Source organism: Xanthomonas chitinilytica, assembly GCF_026107455.2.
GTDB classification, from domain to species: Bacteria; Pseudomonadota; Gammaproteobacteria; order Xanthomonadales; family Xanthomonadaceae; genus Stenotrophomonas; species Stenotrophomonas chitinilytica.
On the sequence record NZ_JAPCHY010000020.1, the window covers coordinates 1 to 21,623 of the forward strand.

Sequence of the window (21,623 nt, forward strand, 5' to 3'; positions counted from 1 at the left end):
CTGAAGAAGTTCGACGTGCCGACCCTGGTGATCCACGGCGACGACGACCAGATCGTGCCGATCGACGCCGCCGGCAAGGCTTCGGCCGCCCTGATCGAAGGTGCCAGGCTGATCGTCTATCCGGGTGCACCGCATGGCCTGACCGAGACCCACAAGGACAAGGTCAACCAGGACCTGCTGGCCTTCCTGCAGCAGAAGTAGCCATCGAAAGCCCCGGTGCAATGCCGGGGCCTTCCGATTGCATCGCAAGCGAACGAGGAATCCCGTCATGCAAGCGCGCATGCCTCATAATTCTGGCGAACGGGTCCGATGGACGAAGCGCCCCCTATTGCTGGTCACCGGCCATGCGACGGCCATCGTCGCGCTTTACCGCTGGACCGATGGGGCGTGGATCAGCCTGCCCTGGAGCCTGCTGACGATGCTGGGGCTTACCCTGGCCATCACTACCGGCTTCAAGGCGATGCGCGGGCATGCGCGTGTGGCCAATGCGCAGCGGCTGTGGGCATCGATCACCGCCGCCAGCCGCAGCTGGACCTTGTTGAGCCGCAGCGTCCTGCAGGACGGCGAGGCTGCACGGCAGCTGGCGTACCGCCATCTGGCCTGGCTGGCGATGCTGTGCCGACAGCTGCGGTCCACCGAGGAACCGGAAGGCGACGAACGCGGCCGCGGCCTTGAGGGCGGGGTGAGTCGCCAGGCATCGGAGAAGGCGATGCACCTGCAACGCGAGCTGGTCGGGTATGTCGGCGCGCACGAGTGCGAGCGCATCCTGGCGGCTGACGACCCGTCCAGCCAGGTGCTGCGCCTGCAGAGCGAGGCGCTGAAGGCGCTGCTCGCTGCCGACAAGCTGAACCCCGCGCCGTTCCTGGAGTTGCATCGCCTGCTGCACGAGCTGCAGCGGTTGCAGGCTGCGGCCGAGGGTATGAAGGATGATCCGGATACGCGTCGTTGTACCCACGTCGATGGGGTGTTGCTGGGTGTGTTCGGGTTGCTGCTGCCGTTCGGCCTGCTTGATGCGATGGGCCCGCTAGTGCTGTTCGACGATCACGTCATCGGTGCCTTGGCGTGCTGGTCCATCGTGCCGTTGTCCGCGATGCTGACCTGGCTGTACCTGGCGCTGGGCAGAGCGGGGCGCGAGGGATGCCATCCGTTCGATGGCGGGTCGATCCATCGTGCATGCCTGTTGCTGGAGCATGAACTGCGAACTGCATTGGCGGAGGAACCTGCGGCCGCTGCGCGGGGAATGCCAGCACCGCTGCTGCCGTGATGGCCGCGCGCGGCTTACTGCACCGGCGTTACTACCTGTTCCCGTAAACGCCGCAGCTTGTGCGGATTGCGCTGCACCAGGATCTCCACGATGCGGTCGCCATCGGTATCGAAGGCCATCGCCGATTCCAGCGCGCCGTCGAAGTAGCGCAGCAATCCCAATCGCCCGTTGAGCATCGCAGGGACGATGCGCAGCTGCTCCCTGCGGCGCAGGTGCGGGGCGTACAGCAGCTGCGCGATGCGCGCGCCGCCCACCATTGGCCTGGGGAAACTGGTGACGATGCCGCCACCGTCGCCGATCAGGACCGCCGATTCGGCCATCAAAGCCTTAATCGTCTTGAAATCGCCAGTGGATATCGCTTCGGCGAAGCGGCGCATCAACCGCTGGTGTACCTCCAGTGGCACGGCGTATCGAGGCCGCTCCTGACGCAGCTGCAGACGCGCACGATGCACGATCTGCCGGCACGCCGCTTCGGTCTTGCCGAGCGTGCGTGCGATCACCTCGTAATCCTGGTCGAACACATCGTGCAGCAGGAAGGCGGCGCGCGCGTCCGGCGCCAGTCGTTCCAGCACGTTGAGGAAGGCGATGGACAGATCGTCGGCGGTTTCCAGCACGCGCTCCGGGGTGTCGGTGTCGTCGGTGAGCAGCGGCTCGGGCAGCCACATGCCGACGTAGTGTTCGCGCGTATGCCGCGCCAGGCGCAGGCCGTCGATCGCGTGACGGGTGGTGGTGGCAACCAGCCAGGCCTCGGGGTTCTCGATGTGCTGCTGCTCCGCGCCGTGCCAGCGCAGCCAGACATCCTGCACCACGTCTTCCGCCGCGGCTGCCGTGCCGAGCATGCGGTACGCCACACCGAACAGGCGTGGACGCAGGCGGGTGAACAGTTTGGTGGGATCTTCCATGGAAGCGGAGACGGAACAGGTCTCCGGATTGTGACATCAGCGCCGCGGACGGGGAGCGCGGTTGCCGGCGCAGAGCTCCCTGGGGAACGGCCGTGCCGCAGCGCGGCGCGATGCGATGATGTGTACCCGGGCTGCAGCTGGCCGCCATCCACCCCGGCCGGTGTCCTCAGTGCGGCGGCAGTACGGCGGGCTTGCCGATGTCCTTGAGCAGGAACACGACGAACTTGGCCGGTTCAACCCGACTGGCGTTGCGGCCGACGGTGTGCAGGTCCTTGGGGCCTTCGTGGAAGGCTTCGCCCGGGCCCAGGGTGACTTCGCGGCCACCGGCCACACCCATCACGATGTGGCCTTCGAGCACGTAGACGAAGCCGTGGGCATCGTGGCGATGCACCGGGTCGGCGCCGCCCGGCGGGTATTCGACGGTGAGGATCAGCGTTTCCTTGCCGGGGTGGTCGGGCAGTGGCTGGGTCATCACTTCGTGCACGATCGGTTCCGGCGCAGGGTGGGAGTGTGCTGGGGGCGCGGCGCTGGCGCTGCCCAGCGGCAGCAGCGCGAGCAATGCCAGTGAGGGAAGGGAACGCATGGCGGATCTCCTGCCGATGGCCCGCCATGTCGCGGCGTGCGGGCCGGGTAAGGGGCGCCGGTGCCCGGGGCACCGGCGCCGTCGGGTTCAGGCCAGACCGGCCTTGTCCAGGCCGAAGGCCTTGTCCAGCACGCCCGGCTCGGTACGGAAGGCGACGTTGGCGCGGTTCCAGGCATTGATCGCCATCACAGCGTAAGTCAGGTCGACGATCTCCTGCTCGGAAAGCTGGCTGCGCACGCGCTCGTACAGTTCATCCGGCACGCCCTGCGTGGGCAGCTGGGTCAGCACTTCGGTCCAGGCCAGGCAGGCGCGCTCGCGCGAGCTGAACAGGTTCGATTCGCGCCATGCGGCAATGTGGTGCAGGCGTAGCGGACGCTCGCCACGGATCGTGGCTTCCTTCACGTGCATGTCCAGGCAGAACCCGCAGCCGTTGAGTTGCGAGGCGCGGATGTTGGCCAGATCGTGGAGCGACGCCTCGATCGAGGTGGCATGGGTGGCCTGCGAGAAGCTGGCGAGTTTCTTAAACAGTTCCGGCGATTGCTTGGCGTAGTCCAGGCGTGCGGTCATGACGATGTTTTCCTTCTGTAGGCTGGAATGGACGGCATGAGGCTACGTCCACCCCGCTGTGGCCGGTAGCCAAGGGCAGGGACGCATGGTGGTGCGTAAAAAACACCAATGTGGTGTCACAGCGGCAGGTGCTGATCCGTCTGCCGGGCATGGACCTCATTTCCGCCTATCGCCGTGCCCTACTGCCTGCCAGCGAGCGGGTCTGGCTTGAATTCCTTGCCGCACTCAACGAGCTGCCTCCCGATGCGCGTGCCGTGCTGTTGCTGCACGACGTGCTGGGTGCTGGTTTCGACGACATCGTGCCGCTGCTCGGCATGGACCTGCCGGCATGCCGGCACCGCCTGCAGCAGGCGCGCGCCTGCCTGCGCGCGCATCGCGATCCACTGGAGCCTGAAACACCATGAAATCGTCTCCGCAACTGCCCACGACCGGCGACGGCCGCGATTCCCTCAACGCGTCGTTCTCCACCAGCTATGCAGGCGTACTGGCCTTCATCGCAGTAGCGGCGGAAGGCAGCTTCGCGCGTGCCGGCGATCGTCTGGGCATCGGCCGCTCGGCAGTGAGCCGCAGCGTGCAGAAGCTGGAAGGCCAGCTGGGTGTGCGACTGTTCCTGCGCACCACGCGCTCGACCTCGATGACCCGCGAAGGAGAGCTGTTCCTGGAGGGCTGCCGCCCCGGCGTCGATTGCATCCTGCAGGCGCTGGACGAGATGCGCGACCTGCGCGATGGACCGCCGAAGGGGCACCTGCGCATCAGCGCGACCTACGGATTCGGGCGCCGGGTGATCGCGCCCCTGCTGGCGGCTTTCCGCAAGGAGTATCCCGAGGTTTCGCTGGAACTGCTGCTGGACGAGCAGGCCCCGGACCTGGTCGCCGGTCGCATCGATATTGCCTTCCGCGATGGCCTGCTGGAAGACAGCCAGGTGATCGCCAAGCAGCTGGTGCCGATGCAGCTGGTGGTCTGCGCCTCGCCCGGCTATGCGCAGGTACACGGCCTACCGGCCTCGGTCGAGGAGCTGGCGAGGCATGCCTGCATCGGCCGGCGCCTGCCTGCTGGCCGTCTGCAACGCTGGGATTTCCGGGTCGAGGGCAACGAGGTGAATCTGCAGCCTGCCGCGGCGCTGGTGTTCAACGATGCCGACCTGGCCCTGCAGGCGGTGGTCGATGGGCTGGGCATCGCCCAGCTGCCCAGCTACCAGGTGCGCGAAGCGCTGCGCGCAGGCACCGTGGTGACCTGCCTGGACCGCTACGCGCCGCACGATCGCGGTCATTACCTGTGTTACCTCAGCCGCCGCCAGCTGCCCAAGCGCATCCGCGCGTTCATCGACTTCAGCACCCAGCGCGTGCGCGCGCTGGATCTGGACGTGATCTCACACTGGGAGACACGCCACCAGGCGGCCAAGGAGGCACCGGCGCAAGCGGCGTGGGCGTGATCGCCATTGGTGCGTGCAGGACAACAGTGCGCGTCCCCGCGCGGAGCTACTGCCACGTCTGCCGGCTTCCTACGATGTTCCCGCGCCACCGACACGTCGCGCGGCCTTCTTTCCGCACTCTCTGGAGATATGTCATGAAGATTCTCGTCATCGGCGGTACCGGCCGGATCGGCAGCAAGGTGGTGGAGCGCGTGCGTGTGGCGGGCCATCAGACCGTGGCCGCCGCGCCCTCCACCGGCATCGACGTGCTGACCGGCGAAGGGCTGGACGCCGCCATGGCCGGTACCGAGGTCGTGGTGGACCTGGCCAACTCGCCCTCGTTCGAGGATGCGGCGGTGCTGTCGTTCTTCGAGACGGCCGGCCGCAACATCCTTGAGGCTGCGACCCGGGCCGGTGTCCGCCACCATGTGGCGCTGTCGGTGGTGGGTACCGACAAGCTCGCGGCCAGCGGCTACTTCCGCGGCAAGATCGCGCAGGAGCGGTTGATCCGCGGATCGGGCATCGCCTACACCATCATCCATTCGACCCAGTTCTTCGAGTTCCTGCCGGGCATCATCCAGTCCGCTGGCGATGGCCCGACCCTGCGCCTGCCGACCGCGCTGGTGCAGCCGATCGCTGCCGAGGACGTGGCCGATGCGGTGGCAGGCGTGGCGCTGACGCCGCCGATCAATGGCGTGGTCGACATTGCGGGACCGGAGCGTGCGTCGATGGACGTGCTGGCTCGGCGCTTCCTGGGGGCCACCGGCGATGCGCGCGAGGTGGTGGGCGATGCGCTGGCCGGCTATTTCGGCGCCCAGCTGCAGCACGACACGCTGGTACCGGCCGGACCGGCCTGGACGGGCAAGGTGGACTTCGAGCAATGGCTGCGGCAATCCGGCCTGGTACAGGGCCAGCCGGCCTGACCCGCGCGGGCGGTGCCCATCTGTGCCCATCATCACCTGCGGGAAGACGCAATGACCGAACTGAAGCCGCCGCCCCCCAGTGTGCTCGACAAATACCATGGAGACGCCGCACACCCGCTTTACACCGGCCGGGTGCGCGTGAGCGGGGGCGAGGCGCGGCACGGACGCGCCTCCGGCGTGGTGCGCTCGGACGATGGTGCCCTTGCTGTCGACCTGCGTCTGCCGCCCGAGCTGGGCGGACCCGGTGGCGGCACCAACCCGGAACAACTGCTCGCGGCCGGCTACGCCGGCTGCTTCCATGGCGCGTTGGTGCTGGTGGCGGCGCGCGCGGGGCTGGTACTCGACAACCCGAGCATCGACGTGGCGGTGACCTTCGCGCGCGATCCGGTGGATGGCCTATACCTGTTGTCGGCCGAGATCCTCGTGTGCCTGCCCGGCATGGATGCGACATTGGCCGCCGAACTGGTGCGCAACACCGAGCGGGTGTGTCCTTACGCGAAAATGTTCCACCGCGGAATCAGCCACATGGTGCGGGTGACGGTGGAGTGACCGCCACTCGCGGATGGCCGCCGCGGGCTGCTTCCGTCCTGGTTTCGGGTACCCTGTCCACGCACTGGCGGTATCGAGGCCGATGCCGGACCAGTCGGCGATGACCGGCTGCGCGCGTTGAACATGGCGCTCGATGGCGCGTTGCGATCCAGCGGCGCTGCCGGCCAGGGGCATTGCCTGCAATCAGGCGACGTCCATACGCATCGCAGGCGCTTCGGTCGGTTGGGGCGGCAGCAGGCGCAGGCGGCTGTCCGGCCGGGCCGGTCGGCTGCGGCCGGATGCCCTCGATGACTGGCGGAGCGGTTGCGTCCCCGGCCTCGCGATCGATCCCGGCGGTCGGGCCATGCACGGCAACAAGGTCGGCGTCGCCCTGCGCTGCGGCCCCGGGCATGACCCTTCCGGGGCGGTCCGCAATGCGACATGGTGGCGTTCATCCCGTCTTTAGGTTGGGGCATTCCGCTTCCGCTGCCGCGGTTTCCGCTCTCGATGGTCGGTCTTCGGCGGCTGTGCCCCGTGCGTTCGGGGGACGTTGCAGATAACCCTGAGAATGAGAGCTGTTATCATCTCGGATTGCATGGGCGGGCGCTCATCGCGAATTCCAGCGAATGCGTTCCGCAACCGTACTGCGGAACAAGCGAAGCGACCGCCCGCCCCACGATCCTCAGGGTAAACGAAGTAACTGAGTCATGGCGTCGCGTCCCCCCGTTCCAGGTCTTTCCGCATTGGTGTTCGCCGCGCTGGCGGGCACGATGGCGATGATGGCCTTCGTCGCCGTGATCGGCCCGGTCGTGCGCCTGCTCGGCCTGGCCGAGTGGCATGCGGGGCTGTCGGTGACGGCGGCGGGCCTGTTCTGGATGCTGGCGGCGCGGCGATGGGGGGCGCTCAGCGACCGTATCGGGCGCAAGCGGGTGCTGCTGATCGCGCTGGCCGCCTATACGCTGATCTACGCGGCGCTGGCGGTGTTCGTCGATGTCGCCCTGCGCCAGCCGCCGGCGGTGCTGGTATCGGTGCTGGTGCTGGTCGGCGCGCGTGCGCTGGTCGGCCTGTTCTATGCCGCGGTGCCGCCGACCGCGGCCGCGCTGGTGGCCGATGCGGTGCCGCCGGGACAGCGCGCCAGCATCATGGCGCGGCTGGGTACCGCCAACGCCCTGGGCATGGTGATCGGTCCGGCGGTGGCAGGGTGGATCGCGTTCCACGACCTGGCGCTGGCGCTCTACGCCGCGGCGCTGCTGCCGCTGCTGTCGTTGCTGATGATCGGGTGGCGGCTGCCGGCCACGCCGCCGCTGGCCGCGCCGTCGGGCGCGAGGCCGACCATGGCCTGGAACGACCGGCGCCTGCGGCTGCCGCTGTACGCGGTGTTCGCGGCGATGGTTTCGGTCTCGATCGCGCAGGTCGTGGTCGGCTTCTTCGCCATCGACCGCCTGCAACTGTCGCCGGCCGATGGCGCGCGCATGGCGGGCCTGGCGCTGACCACCGTCGGCGTCGGCCTGATCTTTTCGCAGGTGCTGGTGATGCGGCTGGAAGCGGTGCCGCCGGTGCGCTGGATCGCGATCGGCGCGCTGGTGTCGGGCATCGGTTTCGCCGCGGTGGCGCTGGTGGCCACGCACTGGCAACTGCTGGCGGCCTATGGCGTGGCCGCGTTCGGCATGGGGCTGGTGTTCCCGTCGTTCCAGGCGCTGGCGGCCGATTCGGTGCAGGCGCACGAACAGGGAGCGGCGGCAGGCACGGTGGCCTCGGTGCAGGGATCGGGCATGGTGGTCGGGCCGCTGCTGGGCACGCTGCTGTACCGCTGGTCGCCGGGCGCGCCCTACCTGCTGGTCGCTGCGGTGCTGTTGGCATTGGCGCTGGCGGCGGCGCTGCATCGCACGGAGGAGGTGCAATGAACGACACGTCCGCGGCCGCGGGTCTGGTGGCAGACACGGGAGTGGCGTACCGCGAGGTCGACGATGCAGGCTCGTTCCTGCTGCATGCGCCGCAGCGGCGGGTGGATGCCGCCGGCTGCCGGATGCGGCTGCCGGGCGGTCCCGCCGCGACGCTGGCGCAGCGGGTGCAGGCGTTCTTCGCGCAATCGCGCCACGGGCCGGCGCTGCTGGTCGGGGCGCTGCCGTTCGACCCGCACGCCGGCGATGCGCTGTACCAGCCCGAACGGCTGGTCGCGCCGGTGCCGAGCGGAGCCGGGACATTCCCGGCGTTGGCCGGCGGGATCGTCGCCGAGCCCAGCGCCGAGGCCTATGCCGATGCGGTTGCGCAAGCGCTGCAGCCGCTGCGCGCCGAAGGCGATCCGCTGCGCAAGCTGGTGCTGGCGCGCAGCCTGCGGGTGCAGGCCGCGCAGGCGGTCGATCCGCGCGCGCTGGCCGCGCGCCTGGGCCGCGACCCCAGCGTGGCCACCTACGTGGTGCCGTTGCCGGTCGCCGCCGGGCAGGCGCCGGCCTGGCTGGTCGGCGCTTCGCCGGAGCTGCTGGTGTCGCGGCGCGGGCGCAATGTCGTTTCGCATCCGCTGGCCGGTTCGGCGCGACGCAGCGGCGATCCCGCCGAGGACGCGCGCACGGCCGAGGCGCTGCTGGCCTCGGCCAAGGACCTGGACGAGCACCGCTACGTGGTCGAGGCGATCGTCGAGGCGCTGGCACCGCTGTGCAGCGAGCTGGATGCGCCGTCGCGGCCGTCGCTGCATGCGACCGCAACGATGTGGCACCTGGGCACGCGCATCGCCGGCACGTTGAAGGATCCCGCGCTGTCGGCCGCGGCGCTGGCCGGCATGCTGCACCCCACGCCCGCGGTCTGCGGCACCCCGCGCCAGCCGGCGCTGGAAGCGATCCAGGCGCTGGAGCCGGTGCCGCGGGGGTTCTACGCCGGCGCGGTCGGCTGGACCGATGCCGCCGGCGATGGCGACTGGTACGTGTCGATCCGCTGCGCCCATGTGCAGGGCAGAATGCTGCGGTTGTTCGCCGGCGCCGGCATCGTCGCCGGTTCGCAGCCGGCGCTCGAGGTGGACGAGACCGCGGGCAAGTTCATGGCGCTGCTCAACGCGCTGGGCATCGACGCCGAACGCATGAACCGATGACGAGCGAGGATCAGATGAACGACGTTCCCGCGCACGCGCGCCTGCCGCTGCGCCAGGTGTGGCCGGGCGACTTCGTCGCGCGCTACCGCGCGGCGGGCTACTGGCGCGGCGAGACCTTCCCCGGCTTCCTGCGCGAGCGCGCCGAGCGTTTCGGCGACGACGTGGCGGTGGTCGGCGGCGACGTCCGCTGGAGCTATGCGCAGCTGTGGCGCGAGGCCGGGCGCATCGGCGCCGGTCTGCTGGCGATGGGGCTGCGGCCCGGCGACCGGGTGGTGGTGCAGCTGGGCAACGTTCCCGAGTTCATCGCCGTGGCCTGCGGCCTGTTCCGTGCCGGGCTGGTGCCGGTGTACGCGCTGCCGGCGCACCGGATCACCGAGATCGCGCACTTCGCGCGCAAGGCCGAGGCCAGCGCCTATGTGATGCCCGAGCGCCACGATGGCTTCGACTACCGCAGTCTGGCGCGCGAGCTGCGCGCCGAGGTGCCGGCGGTGCGGCACGTGGTCGTCGCCGGCGAGGCCGCCGAGTTCGCGGCGCTGGCCGACCTGGACGGCGACCCGGCCACGCTGCCGGGCGACCCGGACCCGCAGTCGGTGGCGTTCCTGCAGATCTCCGGCGGCAGCACCGGGCTGTCGAAGCTGATCCCGCGCACGCACGACGACTACATCTACAGTTTCCGCGCCAGCAACGCGATCTGCGGCATCGACCGCGACAGCGTCTACCTGGTGGCGCTGCCGGCCGCGCACAATTTCCCGATGAGCTCGCCCGGTTTCTTCGGCGCGCTGTACGCCGGCGCGAAGGTGGTGCTCAGCCCCGGTCCGGGGCCGGATGCGGCGTTCCCGCTGATCGCGCGCGAACGCGCGACCTGCGTCGGCCTGGTGCCGCCGCTGGCGCTACTGTGGGCCGATGCCGCCGGCAAGGCCGCGCACGACCTGTCGAGCCTGCAGGTGGTGCAGGTCGGCGGCGCCAAGCTGGTGCCGGAAGCGGCGCGGCGGGTGATCGCCGGGCTGGGCTGCCAACTCCAGCAGGTGTTCGGCATGGCCGAGGGGCTGGTCAACTACACCCGCCTGGACGATCCGGAGGACATCGTGGTCAACACCCAGGGCCGCCCGATCAGCCCGGACGACGAGGTGCTGGTGGTCGACGACCATGGCGAGCCGGTGCCCGAGGGCGAGGCCGGCCACCTGCTGGTACGCGGGCCGTACACGATCCGCGGCTACCACAACGACGATGCCGCCAACGCGCGCGCGTTCACCGCCGACGGCTACTACCGCACCGGCGACATGGTGCAGCGGCTGCGGGGCGGCTACCTGGTGGTGCAGGGGCGGGCCACCGACCACATCAACCGCGCCGGCGAGAAGATCTCGGCCGAGGAGATCGAGGACCACCTGCTGGCGCACCCATCGGTGTTCGACGCGGCGGTGGTGTCGATTCCCGATCCCTACCTGGGCGAGCGCAGCTGCGCCTTCGTCATCGCCCGCGGCGAGCGGCCGCGCGCCGCGGAACTGAAGGCCTGGGTGCGCGGGCGCGGGCTGGCGGCGTTCAAGGTGCCGGACCAGGTGGTGCTGGTCGATGCCTTCGGCACCACCGCGGTGGGCAAGATCAGCCGCCGCGAACTGCGCGCGCAGCTGCGCGAGAAATTCCTGTCCGAACAGAAGGATTGCTGATGGGCCTGCCCCGGATCGCACCGTACCCGTTGCCCACGCGGGCCGAACTGCCGGCGCCGCGCGCGCCATGGCAACCGCAGGCGCAGCGCGTGGCACTGCTGGTGCACGACATGCAGCGCTACTTCCTCGCCGCGTTCGCGGCCGATGCGGCACCGCTGGCGCCGGCCATCGACAACCTGGCGCGGCTGCTCGCGCATTGCCGCGGGCAGGGCATCCCGGTGTTCTACACCGCCCAGCGCGGCGACCAGGACCGCCGCGACCGCGGCCTGCAGGCCGACCTGTGGGGACCGGGCATGCGCGCGATCGACGAACACGAAGAGATCGTCGCGGCGCTGGCACCGGCCGCGGGCGACCATGTGCTGGTCAAGCACCGCTACAGCGCCTTCCAGCGCAGCAACCTGGAAACGCTGATGCGCGCGCGCGGCCGCGACCAGCTGCTGGTCACCGGCGTCTACGCGCACATCGGCTGCACCGCGACCGTGGCCGAGGCGTTCCAGCGCGACATCGAGCCGTTCATCGCCGCCGACGCGGTCGCCGATTTCTCGCGCGCCGACCACGACGATGCGCTGCGCTGGATCGCGCGCACCTGCGGCGTGCCGATGACCACCGATCAACTGCTGGAGGCCCTGCAATGACCGACAACACGGGGACGCTGACCCTGGAACGCATGCGCGCGGACGTGGCGCGGATGATCGACGAGGCGCCCGAAGCGGTCGCCGACGGCGACAACCTGATGGACCTCGGGCTGGATTCGATGCGCCTGCTCGGGCTGGTGATGGCCTGGAGCGAGACCGGCATCGCGCTGGAGTTCGCCGACCTGGCCGAGTACGCCACCCTGCAGGACTGGTGGCAGGTGGTGCAGCGGCTGCAGGCGCGGGCTGCGGCCGGGCGATGAACGCATCGGCCGCCAGCGCCGCCGTGTCCGCCGCTGCGGCGCCCGTGCGCCGGTTGAGCGAGGCGCAGCTCGGGCTCTGGTACGCGCAGCGGCTGGCGCCGGACAACCCGGCGTTCAACACCGCCCATGCGCTGTGGATCGAGGGCGCGCTGGACGTGGCCCGGTTCGCGCGCGCGGCCGACCGCGCCGCGGCCGAGGCCGAGGCGCTGTCGCTGCGGATGCGCGAGGACGAGGACGGGCCGCGGCAATGGCCGGACCCGGCCTGCCGGCCGGGGATCGAGCGGGTGGACCTGTCCGCACAGGCCGACCCGGTCGCCGCGGCACAGGCGGCGATGCACGCCGAGCGGATGACGCCGGTGGACCCCGCGCGCGATCGCCTCGCCGTGCAGCGGCTCTACCTGCTGGGGAACGAACGCTACGTCTGGTACCTGCGCGTGCACCACCTGGCGGCCGACGGCTACGGCATGGCGCTGCTGGGCGAACGCGTCTGCGCGCTGTACGCGGCGGAGGACGGCGGCACCCCGTTGGCGCCGCTGGCGCCGGTGCTGGACGAGGACGACATCTACCGTGACAGCGAGCGCCGCGAACGCGATGCGGCGTACTGGCGGCAGGCGATGGAGGCGATGCCGGCCGCCGCGGGACTGGGACCGGGCTTCGCCGCCGCCGCGCACGATTGCCTGCGCCGGGTGCAACCGCTGGAAGCGCCGCTGCGCGAGCGCCTGCTGGAGGTCGCCGCGCAGGTCGGGCAGCCGTGGCCGGACCTGCTGGCCGCCCTCACCGCCGAGTACTGCCGGCGCCACGGCGGGCTGGCCGAGGCGGTGGTCGGCGTGCCGCACATGGGGCGGCTGGGTAGCGCGTCGGCGCGGGTGCCGGCGATGGCGATGAACGTGCTGCCGCTGCGCGTGCCCGAAGCCGATGTCCCGCTCGCGGATTTCGTCCGCAGCACGGCCGGCGCGCTGGTGCGCGGCCGCCGCCACGGCCGCTACCGCAGCGAACAGCTGCGCCGCGACCTCGGCCTGGTCGGCGGCCAGCGGCGCCTGCACGGCCCGCTGGTCAACGTGCAGCCGTTCTACCGGCCGTTGCAGCTGCCGAATATCCAGACCCGATTGGAGATCCTGTGCACCGGCCCGGTGGACGACGCCACCCTCGGTTTCCGCGGCGATGCCGTGCATGCGCTCGACCTGGAGATCGAGGCCAACCCGGCGCTGTACACCCCGGCGCAGGTACGGGCGCATGCGGCGCGGCTGCCGGCGTTCCTGCGCGCCGCGTTCGACGTGCATGCGGCCGGCGGCACGATGGCCGACATCGCGCTGGCGACGCCGGCCGAGGCGCAGCGCTACCTGTTCGAGGTCAACGCCACCGGACATCCCGTGGCGGACACCACCCTGGTCGCGCTGTACGAGGCGAAGATGGCGGCCACCCCGGACGCGGTCGCGCTGGAGTACGAGGGGCAGACCTTGAGCTACGCGCAGCTGGAGCGGCGCACGCGGGCGCTGGCGCTGCAACTGCGCGAACGCGGCGTGGGCCGCGATTCGGTGGTGGCGGTGGCGCTGCCGCGCTCGCTGGAACTGGTGGTCGCGCTGGTCGCGGTGCAGCGCGCCGGTGGCGCCTACCTGCCGCTGGACCCGGCCCATCCCGACGAGCGGCTCGCGCGCATCCTCGCCTCGGCGCGCCCGGCCTGCGTGCTGGCCGGCGATGCCGAGGCCGCGCGCTTCGGCGCCTGGCCGCTGCTGGCGCCGGCGCAGTGGCACGCCGATACCGATCTTGCGCTCGCCGCCGCGGTCGAACCCGGCGACGCCGCCTATGTGATCTACACCTCCGGCTCGACCGGCGAGCCCAAGGGCGTGGTGGTCGAACACCGCGCCATCGTCAACCGCATCGAGTGGATGCGCGAGCAGTTCGCCATCGGCGCGGACGACCGCATCCTGCAGAAGACCCCGGCGACCTTCGACGTGTCGGTCTGGGAGTTCTTCCTGCCGCTGCTGGCCGGCGCCCGGCTGGTGATCGCGCCGCCGGACGCGCACCGCGACCCGCGCGCGATCGCGCGGCTGGTCCGCGCACGCGGCATCACCGCGCTGCATTTCGTGCCGTCGATGCTGGCCGCGTTCCTGGCCGCGCCGGAAGCGCAGGGGCTGGCGCCGCGGCGGGTGTTCGTCAGCGGCGAGGAACTCGGCGCCGAGCTGCGCGACCGTTTCCACGAAGTCCTCGATGCCGAGCTGCACAACCTCTACGGGCCGACCGAGGCCGCGGTGGACGTGAGCTGGTGGCCGGCCGGGCGCGACGACGACTCGCGCCCGGTGCCGATCGGTTTCCCGGTCTGGAACACCCGGCTGTACGTGCTCGACGCGCGCATGCGGCCGCTGCCGCCGGGCGTGGTCGGCGACCTCTACCTGGGCGGCGTGCAGCTGGCGCGCGGCTACCTCGGGCGCGACGACCTGACCGCCGAGCGCTTCGGCGACGACCCGTTCGTGCCCGGGGCGCGGATCTACCGCAGCGGCGACGTGGCGCGCTGGCGCGAGGACGGTGCGGTCGAGTTCCTCGGCCGCAGCGACCACCAGGTCAAGCTGCGCGGCCTGCGCATCGAGCTGGGCGAGATCGAGGCGGCGCTGCGCTCGGTCCCGGGCGTGGCGCGCGCCGAAGTGGTGCTGCGCGAGGACCGTCCCGGCGAACGCCGCCTGGTCGGCTACGTGCAGGCGGACGCGCCGCTGGCGGCGGATGCGCTGCGCGCGTACCTCGCCGCGCGGCTGCCGGACTACATGGTGCCGGCGGCGTTCGTCGCGCTCGCCGAGTGGCCGCTGACCGCCAACGGCAAGCTCGACCGCGGTGCGCTGCCGGCGCCGGCCGTGCAGGCCGGCGAGGCCGCGCCGCGCACGCCGACCGAACGCGGGCTGGCGGCGCTGTTCGCGCAGGTGCTGGGCATGGAGGCGCCGGTCGGTGCCGACGCCGATTTCTTCGCACTCGGCGGCGATTCGCTGACGGCGGTGCACCTGCTGCTGGCGATCCAGCAGCGCTGGCGCTGCGACCCCGGCCTGGGCGCGCTGTTCGCCACGCCGACCGTGGCCGCGCTGGCGGCGTTGATCGACGCGCAGCCGGCCAGCGCCGACCACGGGCTGGGGCCGCTGATCCGGCTGGCGGAGGGCGAGGCATCGCATGCGCCGCTGTTCGTGGTGCATCCGGCCGGCGGCATCGCCTGGAACTACCGCGAGCTGGCGCGCGCGCTGCAGCCGCGGCGCACGGTGTTCGGCCTGCAGTCGCCGGTGCTGGACCCGGCGCAGCCGCTGCCGGCGAGCATCGACGCGCTGGCCGCCGACTATGCGCGGCGCCTGGTCGAAGTGCATCCGCACGGGCCGGTGCACCTGCTCGGCTGGTCGGTCGGCGGCATCATCGCCCAGGCGATGGCGGTACGCCTGCGCGCGCTGGGCCGGGAGGTCGGGCTGCTGGCGCTGCTCGACGCCTATCCGGCCGAGTGCTGGCGCGCCGAACCCGAGCCCGGCCCGGTCGCGGCGCTGCGCGCGCTGCTGGCGATCGCCGGCTACGACCCGGAAGCGCATCCGGAGCTGGACAGCCGCGCCAGGGTGGTCGCGTTCCTGCGCCGCGGCGACAGCGCCCTGGGCAACCTGCCCGAGCCGGTGCTCGACGGCGTGGTGCGGGCGGTGACCAGCACCAACCGGTTGGTGCGCGGGCACCACCATGCGCGCTACGACGGCGCGCTGCTGCACCTGCGCGCCGGCCGCGACCATGCCGGGCGGCCGCAGCTGCAGTCGCGGCTGTGGGCGCCGTACGCGGCTGCGGTCGAATCGATCGAGCTGCCGTTCCTGCACGCGGAGCTGACCGGCCGCGACGCCGTGGCGAAGATCGCGCCGCTGCTGGACGAACGGCTGCGACACTGGGATGCATCCGCGGGAGACGAGACATGAGATTGACCGGATTCGACGGCACGGTGGCCCTGGTCACCGGCGCGGGCGGCGGCATCGGCGCGGCACTGGTGCGGCTGCTGCGCGCCAGCGGCAGCGTGGTGGTCGCCACCGACCTGGCCGCACCGCAACTGGAACCCGTCGATGGCGCGCCGGCGGCGCACGCCGAGGCGCTGGACGTCAGCGATCCGGCCGCGGTGGACGCGCTGGTGGCGCGGATCGAACGCGGGATCGGCCCGATCGGCTTCGGCGTCAACGTCGCCGGGGTACTGCAGACCGGGACCGTCGATACCCTGGACGACGCCGAGTGGCGGCGGGTGTTCGCGGTCAACGCCGATGGCGTGTTCCACGTCTCGCGCGCGCTGGCGCGGGCGATGACTCCACGCCGGCGCGGCGCCATCGTCACCGTGGGCTCGAACGCCGCCGGGGTGCCGCGGCACGGCATGGCCGCCTATGCGGCGTCCAAGGCGGCCGCGGCGATGTTCATGCGCTGCCTGGGGCTGGAACTGGCGCCGCTGGGCATCCGCTGCAACATCGTCGCCCCCGGCTCGACCCTGACCCCGATGCAGACCGGCATGTGGGCCGACGCCGACGGCGCGCGCCGGGTCATCGACGGCACCCCGGAGACCTACAAGACCGGCATCCCGCTGGGCAAGCTGGCCGCGCCCGAGGACGTGGCCAACGCGGTGATGTTCCTGCTGTCCGAGCAGGCCGGGCACATCGCGCTGGCCGACCTGTACGTCGACGGCGGGGCCACGCTGCGCGCATGAACCCGACCGTCTCCCCCTTTCCGCACCCGGAGTCTTCCATGAACCCACACCCGCGCCGCCTCGCCCTCCGCTGCGGCCTGCTGCTGTCGATCCTGTGGGCCGCGCTGGCGCTGCCGGCGATGGCCGCCGAGATCGTCGACCTGCGCGGCAGGAAAGTGACCGTTCCCGACCAGATAAAAAAAATCTCCATCGACGACGGCCGCTACCTGGTGGCGCTGGCGCTGATCCAACCCGACCCGGTGAAGGTGCTGGCGGCCTGGCCGCGCGACATCAACCGCATCGGCGAGGAGACCTACGCCGAGTACCTGAAGAAGTTCCCGGCGTTGCGCACGCTGCCGCAGGTGGCCAGTTCGGCGGGCAGCTTCAACCTGGAGTCGGTGCTCGCGGCGGCGCCGGACGTGGCCGTGGTGTCGCTCGGCAACGGCCCCAGCGACGCGCAGGTGGCGCAGCTGCAGGCGGCGGGCATCCCGGTGGTGTTCATCGACTTCTTCACCAACCCGTTCAAGAACCAGGAGCGCAGCCTGCGCATCCTCGGCCGCCTGACCGGCGGCCAGGCCAAGGCCGAGGACTTCATCGCCTTCCGCCGGCAGCGGCTGGAAACGATCTCGCGGCGCGTGGCGGCGCTGGCGCCGGACGCGCGTCCCAGCGTGTTCCTGGAAGCGCACGCGGGCATGACCCGCGACTGCTGCAACTCGCCGGGCAAGGGCAACGTCGGCGACTACATCGAGTTCGTCGGCGGCCACAACATCGGCGCCGACGTGCTGAAGGGCCCCTTCGGCAAGCTGAACCTGGAATACGTCATCTCGCGCGACCCGAAGGTGTACATCGCCACCGGCGGCGCGCACCTGGAAAAGAGCGGCGGGCTGGTACTGGGCGTGGGCTACGACGCCGCGCGCGCGCGCGCCTCGCTGGCGGCCATCACCCGCCGCCAGGGCATCGCCCAGCTGAGCGCGGTGAAGACCGGCAACGCGCACGGGCTGGCCCACCAGCTGATCAACTCGCCCATCGACATCGTCGCCATCGAGGTGTTCGCCAGGTGGGTGCATCCGGAACTGTTCCAGGACCTGGACCCGGCGCGGACGCTGCAGGAGATCAACCGGCGCTTCCTGGCGGTGCCCTATCATGGCGTGGGCTGGACCGATCTGAAGTAGCCGCCCGCGCCGCGGACGGGCAGGCGTGCATTTCCCAGGGAGTCGCTTGGATTGAACGAAATCGGAATCAAGGGCGCGCCCGGCGACACGGCCACGGTGCTGGCGGCCTATCGCCGCATCGTCGCGCGCCGCGTCGCCATCGTCGCCGGACTGGCGCTGCTGTGCGTGGCGGCGTTCGCGCTGGACCTGGTGACCGGGCCGTCGGCGCTGACCCCGGCCCAGGTGCTGGGCGGACTGCTGTCGCCGGACAGCCTCACCCCGCCGCAGGCGGCGATCGTGTGGCAGGTGCGCCTGCCCTATGCGGTGATGGCGGTGCTGGTCGGCGCGGCGCTGTCGCTGGCCGGTGCGGAGATGCAGACCATCCTCAACAATCCGCTGGCCAGCCCGTTCACGCTGGGGGTGTCCTCGGCGGCCTCGTTCGGCGCGGCGCTGGCCATCGTGGTGGGGATCGGCGTGCCGTTCCTGCCGGCCGACTGGATGGTGCCGATCAACGCGTTCCTGTGCGCGTTCGGCTCGGTGCTGCTGCTGCAGCTGATGGCGCGCCGGCGCAGCGCCGGGGTCGAGACCGTGGTGCTGCTGGGCATCGCGCTGGTGTTCGCGTTCAACGCGCTGGTCGCGTTCGTGCAGTTCGTGTCCTCGCAGGAGGCGCTGCAGCAGCTGGTGTTCTGGAGCATGGGCTCGCTGTCGCGCGCCACCTGGGGCAATACCGGCGTGCTGGGCGTGGCGCTGCTGCTGGTGGTGCCGTTCTCGCTGCGCGCGGCCGGGCGACTGACCTCGCTGCGGCTGGGCGAGGACCGTGCCCGCAGCTTCGGCGTCGACGTCGGCCGCTTGCGCTTCCTGGCGCTGCTGCGGGTGAGCGTGCTGGCCGCCACCTCGGTGGCGTTCGTCGGCACCATCGGCTTCATCGGCCTGGTCGGCCCGCACGTGGCGCGGCTGCTGCTCGGCGAGGACCATCGCTTCCTGCTGCCGGCCAGCCTGCTCAGCGGCGCGCTGATCATGTCGCTGGCCTCGGTGGCCAGCAAGGTGCTGGTGCCGGGCGTGCTGATGCCGGTGGGCATCGTCACCGCCATCGTCGGCGTGCCGGTGTTCCTGTTCCTCATCTTCAGGCGCCCGGAGCGGAGCTAGTGGACGCAGTCGACGACATCCTGCAGGTCAGCGACCTGTCCACCGGCTATCGCGGCCGCAAGGTGATCCAGGGGCTGAGTCTGCCTGCGATCCGGGCCGGCGAGCTGCATTCGCTGGTCGGCCCCAACGCCGCCGGCAAGAGCACGCTGATGCGCGCGCTGGCCGGGCTGCAGCCGGCCACCGGCTCGGTGCGGCTGGGCGGGCGCGAACTGATGGGCCTGTCGCTGGCCGAGCACGCGCGCCGCATCACCTACATGCCGCAGACCCTGCCGCAGGGCGTGGCGCTGAGCGTGCTGGAAAGCGTGGTCAGCGCGCTGCGCGCCTCGCCGACGGGCGAGGAAAGCCTGGGCCACGCCGCCATCGAGCAGCGCGCGGTGGCCGTGCTCGAGCGCATCGGCATCGTGCGGCTGGCACTGGAGGGGCTGGACCAGCTTTCCGGCGGCCAGCGCCAGCTGGTGTCGCTGGCGCAGGCGCTGGTGCGCGAGCCGCGGGTGCTGCTGCTGGACGAGCCGATCAGCGCGCTGGACCTGCAGCACCAGCTGCGGGTGATGCGGCTGGTGCACGAGCTGGCGCGCGAACGCCGCATGATCGTGCTGGTGGTGCTGCACGACCTGCAGGTCGCCGCACGCTGGTCCGACAGCATCGTGATGCTGGCCGATGGCGCGGTGGCGGCGGCCGGCACCCCGGCCGAGGCGATCACCCCCGATACGCTGGCGCGGGTCTACGGGGTCAGCGCCCGGGTCGAGCGCTGCTCCCGCAGCGGCCTGCAGATCATGGTCGACGACGTGCTGCCGGTCGCGGACGCCGTGCGATGAACACGCTGCCGCCGGACCCGGCGCCGGCCTGGCCGCCGGTGGCGCTGGACGGCACCCAGGCGCGGCGGATGCGCGCGGCCGCCAACGGCGGCGAATACGGCATCGAGCTGTGGATTCCGCCGGGCCCGCCGCCGCCGGGGGGGTTCCCGGTGCTCTACGTGCTCGACGCGAACGCATTGTTCGGCACCTTCGTCGAGGCGATCCGGCGCAGCAGCCGGCGTCCGGACGCCACCGGCATCGCCGCGGCCGCGGTGGTCGGCATCGCCCATGCTGGCGGCGAGCTGTTCGCGACCGGGCGGCGACGGCTGGACTACACCACCGCCGCGCCGGCCGGGGCGGGGGAGGGCAGCGGCGGCGCGGATGCGTTCCTGTCCTTCATCGTCGACGAACTGGCGCCGGCGCTGCGCAGCGAATTCGCGCTGGATGCCACGCGCCAGGTGCTGTTCGGCCATTCGCTGGCCGGTTACTTCGTGCTGCATGCGCTGGCCGCGCGGCCCGGCGCCTTCCGTGTCCATGCCGCCGTCAGCCCGTCGATCTGGTGGGACGAGGCCGGCCTGCGCGCGCGCCTGGCCACGCTTGCGCGCGACGCTGCACGGGTGTTCCTCGCCGTGGGCGAATGGGAAGCCGAGGTGCCGCCCTGGCAGCGTGGCGCTCCCGGTTACGAGCAACTGCTGCAGCGGCGCGCGCAGCGGCGCATGGTCGCCAACACGCAGGCCATGGCGATGCAGTTGCGCGAAACCCTGGGCGAAGACGCCGTGGCCTTCCACCTGTTCCCGGATGAAGACCACGCCTCGGTGCTGATGATCGCGATCCAGCGGGTGCTGCGCTTCGCGCTGGCGCCGGTTGCCGCGGGGTGACCGGGAGTTTCCTGGCGCTTTCCGGGGTTTCGTCGGGATAGCCGGTGTGAACAGCAGGATGTTGCAGGAGCAACGTCAGTCGCGACCTTTCCAGGCGGCGTGGCGGTGTCCTGGCGCGCCCACGCGCGACCATGGCATCCAACGTCTTTTCCGACGGCCAGCCGGGCGTGCTGGCATCGGGCGTGCGACGTCTGTCCCCATCGACCCGGGACAACCGCCCGGCCCCGGAAACACGATGCAGCGGACGAGGCTCTCCGTACCGCGCACACCTCGCCGCGACGTGGATGGGCGATGAACGATTCAGCCGCTCGGCGGCCCGTCACGTCGTCTTGAACGGACTGGTACACCCGGGTAACCGGGCTGTCGATACCTTCCCCGATACCGGAATACGGATTCCGGCAACCGGAGAAACGACATGGGCAACAACAAACCTGACCAGCGCGACCAGCAGCAACGCACTCCTGGCTCGAACGACCCGGGCCAGCAGCGGCACGGCAACCCCCGTCAGCCCGGGCAACAGCAGCAGGATCCGCAGCGGGAACCGCGGCAACCGGGCCAGCAGGGCGGCCGCGAGGACGAGGAGGAATAGCGGCGGTGAGTCGCCGCTGTCCGGCCGCCAGCGGATCCGCTGGCGGCCTTCGACCCGGGAAACCGCCAGGCAGCCGTGCGTTTGATGGCGGACATCGCCATCAACGGGACGATTGCCGTATGGCCGGGTTGTCGGCTATCGACGCAGGGGCAGCAGGAGCATTGCCTGCTGCCGGGGACGACGACTTCAGTGGCTGCCTGCGTCGCCCGGCGCGGCGCCCAGGTGCTGCCAGCAGCGGCGGGCGAATTCGGCGGCCTCGTCCCATTGCAGGCGGCGCATGGCATTGAGCTCGTAGCGTTCGCGCAACAGTTCCAGGCGTTGCTGTTCGCTGGCCTTGGGGTGGTGCAGCCATACATCGCAAGCGTTTTTCACTGCGATGGCATAGGTGCCGAAGCCGTGCGTGCCGAGCCTGCCGTTGCTGTGCTCGCCGCGCCAGAACGCCAGTTCCGCCTCGATGTCGATGATCGTCGGGTCCACCCGGGTGCCCATCGATTGGGTCTCCATGCAGGAAGTAGTGCCATCGACCATACGGCGGTCATCGTGAAGGGGCGGCGTGCGGGGAGTCACAAATCTGAGCGGTTCA

Annotated in this window: 22 protein-coding genes; 18 read left to right on the top strand and 4 right to left on the bottom strand. The window is 71.2% G+C overall.

The annotated features are described in order from the left end of the window. On the top strand, positions 1-201 hold a 201-nt coding region (locus OK345_RS16965), incomplete at its 5' end, for an alpha/beta fold hydrolase (protein ID WP_265129187.1). A gap of 37 nt (positions 202-238) precedes the next feature. Beyond that, the gene (locus tag OK345_RS16970) at positions 239-1,264 is read left to right on the top strand and encodes a bestrophin family protein (protein WP_265129188.1); all 1,026 of its coding nucleotides are present in this window, start codon (positions 239-241) and stop codon (positions 1,262-1,264) included. A gap of 14 nt (positions 1,265-1,278) precedes the next feature. On the opposite strand, the gene OK345_RS16975 is transcribed toward OK345_RS16970, so the two are convergent. The 3 genes from OK345_RS16975 to OK345_RS16985 form a co-directional block, all read right to left on the bottom strand. Continuing rightward, the gene (locus OK345_RS16975; protein WP_265129189.1) at positions 1,279-2,166 is read right to left on the bottom strand and encodes an RNA polymerase sigma-70 factor; all 888 of its coding nucleotides are present in this window, start codon (positions 2,164-2,166) and stop codon (positions 1,279-1,281) included. 166 nt (positions 2,167-2,332) lie between these two features. Further along, positions 2,333-2,749, bottom strand: coding sequence for a cupin domain-containing protein (locus OK345_RS16980; RefSeq protein ID WP_265129190.1), 417 nt, complete (start codon positions 2,747-2,749; stop codon positions 2,333-2,335). Positions 2,750-2,836: 87 nt separating this feature from the next. Beyond that, complete coding sequence (locus tag OK345_RS16985) at positions 2,837-3,316, bottom strand: carboxymuconolactone decarboxylase family protein (RefSeq protein ID WP_265129191.1); 480 nt, start codon at positions 3,314-3,316, stop codon at positions 2,837-2,839. 128 nt (positions 3,317-3,444) lie between these two features. On the opposite strand from OK345_RS16985, the gene OK345_RS16990 reads away from it, so the two are divergent. The 16 genes from OK345_RS16990 (at position 3,445) to OK345_RS17065 (ending at position 21,040) form a co-directional block, all read left to right on the top strand. Beyond that, positions 3,445-3,720, top strand: a complete 276-nt coding sequence (locus OK345_RS16990; RefSeq protein WP_265129192.1) for a sigma factor-like helix-turn-helix DNA-binding protein — start codon at positions 3,445-3,447, stop codon at positions 3,718-3,720. Beyond that, entirely contained in the window at positions 3,717-4,748 is a 1,032-nt protein-coding gene (locus OK345_RS16995; RefSeq protein ID WP_265129193.1) for a LysR family transcriptional regulator, read from the top strand. The genes OK345_RS16990 and OK345_RS16995 overlap by 4 nt, the downstream gene beginning before the upstream one ends. A gap of 134 nt (positions 4,749-4,882) precedes the next feature. Beyond that, positions 4,883-5,650 (top strand): SDR family oxidoreductase, encoded by a 768-nt coding sequence (locus OK345_RS17000; RefSeq protein WP_265129194.1) that lies wholly within the window; start codon positions 4,883-4,885, stop codon positions 5,648-5,650. Positions 5,651-5,701: 51 nt separating this feature from the next. Beyond that, positions 5,702-6,199, top strand: coding sequence for an Ohr family peroxiredoxin (locus OK345_RS17005; protein WP_265129195.1), 498 nt, complete (start codon positions 5,702-5,704; stop codon positions 6,197-6,199). 686 nt (positions 6,200-6,885) lie between these two features. Continuing rightward, entirely contained in the window at positions 6,886-8,082 is a 1,197-nt protein-coding gene (locus tag OK345_RS17010) for an MFS transporter (protein ID WP_265129196.1), read from the top strand. Then, positions 8,079-9,260 carry an isochorismate synthase gene (locus OK345_RS17015; protein ID WP_265129197.1) on the top strand — a complete coding sequence of 394 codons (1,182 nt, stop codon included), beginning with the start codon at positions 8,079-8,081 and terminating at the stop codon, positions 9,258-9,260. Before OK345_RS17010 ends, OK345_RS17015 begins: the two co-directional genes overlap by 4 nt. 14 nt (positions 9,261-9,274) lie before the next feature. After that, complete coding sequence (locus tag OK345_RS17020; RefSeq protein ID WP_265129198.1) at positions 9,275-10,924, top strand: (2,3-dihydroxybenzoyl)adenylate synthase; 1,650 nt, start codon at positions 9,275-9,277, stop codon at positions 10,922-10,924. After that, complete coding sequence (locus tag OK345_RS17025; RefSeq protein ID WP_265129199.1) at positions 10,924-11,559, top strand: isochorismatase family protein; 636 nt, start codon at positions 10,924-10,926, stop codon at positions 11,557-11,559. The genes OK345_RS17020 and OK345_RS17025 overlap by 1 nt, the downstream gene beginning before the upstream one ends. Then, positions 11,556-11,819, top strand: coding sequence for a phosphopantetheine-binding protein (locus OK345_RS17030; RefSeq protein WP_265129200.1), 264 nt, complete (start codon positions 11,556-11,558; stop codon positions 11,817-11,819). Before OK345_RS17025 ends, OK345_RS17030 begins: the two co-directional genes overlap by 4 nt. After that, entirely contained in the window at positions 11,816-15,736 is a 3,921-nt protein-coding gene (locus tag OK345_RS17035) for a non-ribosomal peptide synthetase (RefSeq protein WP_265129201.1), read from the top strand. Before OK345_RS17030 ends, OK345_RS17035 begins: the two co-directional genes overlap by 4 nt. After that, complete coding sequence (locus tag OK345_RS17040; RefSeq protein WP_265129202.1) at positions 15,733-16,503, top strand: 2,3-dihydro-2,3-dihydroxybenzoate dehydrogenase; 771 nt, start codon at positions 15,733-15,735, stop codon at positions 16,501-16,503. Before OK345_RS17035 ends, OK345_RS17040 begins: the two co-directional genes overlap by 4 nt. Before the next feature lie 38 nt (positions 16,504-16,541). Beyond that, positions 16,542-17,654: an ABC transporter substrate-binding protein gene (locus tag OK345_RS17045; protein ID WP_265129203.1), complete on the top strand. Its 1,113-nt coding sequence runs from the start codon at positions 16,542-16,544 to the stop codon at positions 17,652-17,654. 51 nt (positions 17,655-17,705) lie between these two features. After that, entirely contained in the window at positions 17,706-18,779 is a 1,074-nt protein-coding gene (locus tag OK345_RS17050) for a FecCD family ABC transporter permease (protein WP_265129204.1), read from the top strand. Continuing rightward, a complete protein-coding gene (locus OK345_RS17055; protein ID WP_265129205.1) occupies positions 18,779-19,594 on the top strand; it encodes an ABC transporter ATP-binding protein in 816 nt (271 codons plus the stop codon). The genes OK345_RS17050 and OK345_RS17055 overlap by 1 nt, the downstream gene beginning before the upstream one ends. Continuing rightward, positions 19,591-20,451 carry an alpha/beta hydrolase gene (locus OK345_RS17060; protein WP_265129206.1) on the top strand — a complete coding sequence of 287 codons (861 nt, stop codon included), beginning with the start codon at positions 19,591-19,593 and terminating at the stop codon, positions 20,449-20,451. The genes OK345_RS17055 and OK345_RS17060 overlap by 4 nt, the downstream gene beginning before the upstream one ends. A gap of 415 nt (positions 20,452-20,866) precedes the next feature. Then, positions 20,867-21,040, top strand: a complete 174-nt coding sequence (locus OK345_RS17065; protein ID WP_265129207.1) for a hypothetical protein — start codon at positions 20,867-20,869, stop codon at positions 21,038-21,040. Positions 21,041-21,226: 186 nt separating this feature from the next. Here OK345_RS17065 and OK345_RS17070 read toward each other — a convergent pair whose 3' ends face one another. Beyond that, positions 21,227-21,544: a hypothetical protein gene (locus OK345_RS17070; RefSeq protein ID WP_265129208.1), complete on the bottom strand. Its 318-nt coding sequence runs from the start codon at positions 21,542-21,544 to the stop codon at positions 21,227-21,229. Between the last annotated feature and the right edge of the window lie 79 nt (positions 21,545-21,623).

Excerpts from the sequence above, each read along its gene's own strand:
- OK345_RS16975 (WP_265129189.1), bottom strand. The coding sequence starts at position 2,166 with ATGGAAGATCCCACCAAACTGTTCACCCGCCTGCGTCCACGCCTGTTC.
- OK345_RS16980 (WP_265129190.1), bottom strand. The coding sequence starts at position 2,749 with ATGCGTTCCCTTCCCTCACTGGCATTGCTCGCGCTGCTGCCGCTGGGC.
- OK345_RS16985 (WP_265129191.1), bottom strand. The coding sequence starts at position 3,316 with ATGACCGCACGCCTGGACTACGCCAAGCAATCGCCGGAACTGTTTAAG.
- OK345_RS16995 (WP_265129193.1), top strand. The coding sequence starts at position 3,717 with ATGAAATCGTCTCCGCAACTGCCCACGACCGGCGACGGCCGCGATTCC.
- OK345_RS17000 (WP_265129194.1), top strand. The coding sequence starts at position 4,883 with ATGAAGATTCTCGTCATCGGCGGTACCGGCCGGATCGGCAGCAAGGTG.
- OK345_RS17005 (WP_265129195.1), top strand. The coding sequence starts at position 5,702 with ATGACCGAACTGAAGCCGCCGCCCCCCAGTGTGCTCGACAAATACCAT.
- OK345_RS17010 (WP_265129196.1), top strand. The coding sequence starts at position 6,886 with ATGGCGTCGCGTCCCCCCGTTCCAGGTCTTTCCGCATTGGTGTTCGCC.
- OK345_RS17015 (WP_265129197.1), top strand. The coding sequence starts at position 8,079 with ATGAACGACACGTCCGCGGCCGCGGGTCTGGTGGCAGACACGGGAGTG.
- OK345_RS17020 (WP_265129198.1), top strand. The coding sequence starts at position 9,275 with ATGAACGACGTTCCCGCGCACGCGCGCCTGCCGCTGCGCCAGGTGTGG.
- OK345_RS17025 (WP_265129199.1), top strand. The coding sequence starts at position 10,924 with ATGGGCCTGCCCCGGATCGCACCGTACCCGTTGCCCACGCGGGCCGAA.
- OK345_RS17030 (WP_265129200.1), top strand. The coding sequence starts at position 11,556 with ATGACCGACAACACGGGGACGCTGACCCTGGAACGCATGCGCGCGGAC.
- OK345_RS17035 (WP_265129201.1), top strand. The coding sequence starts at position 11,816 with ATGAACGCATCGGCCGCCAGCGCCGCCGTGTCCGCCGCTGCGGCGCCC.
- OK345_RS17040 (WP_265129202.1), top strand. The coding sequence starts at position 15,733 with ATGAGATTGACCGGATTCGACGGCACGGTGGCCCTGGTCACCGGCGCG.
- OK345_RS17045 (WP_265129203.1), top strand. The coding sequence starts at position 16,542 with ATGAACCCACACCCGCGCCGCCTCGCCCTCCGCTGCGGCCTGCTGCTG.
- OK345_RS17060 (WP_265129206.1), top strand. The coding sequence starts at position 19,591 with ATGAACACGCTGCCGCCGGACCCGGCGCCGGCCTGGCCGCCGGTGGCG.
- OK345_RS17065 (WP_265129207.1), top strand. The coding sequence starts at position 20,867 with ATGGGCAACAACAAACCTGACCAGCGCGACCAGCAGCAACGCACTCCT.
- OK345_RS17070 (WP_265129208.1), bottom strand. The coding sequence starts at position 21,544 with ATGGAGACCCAATCGATGGGCACCCGGGTGGACCCGACGATCATCGAC.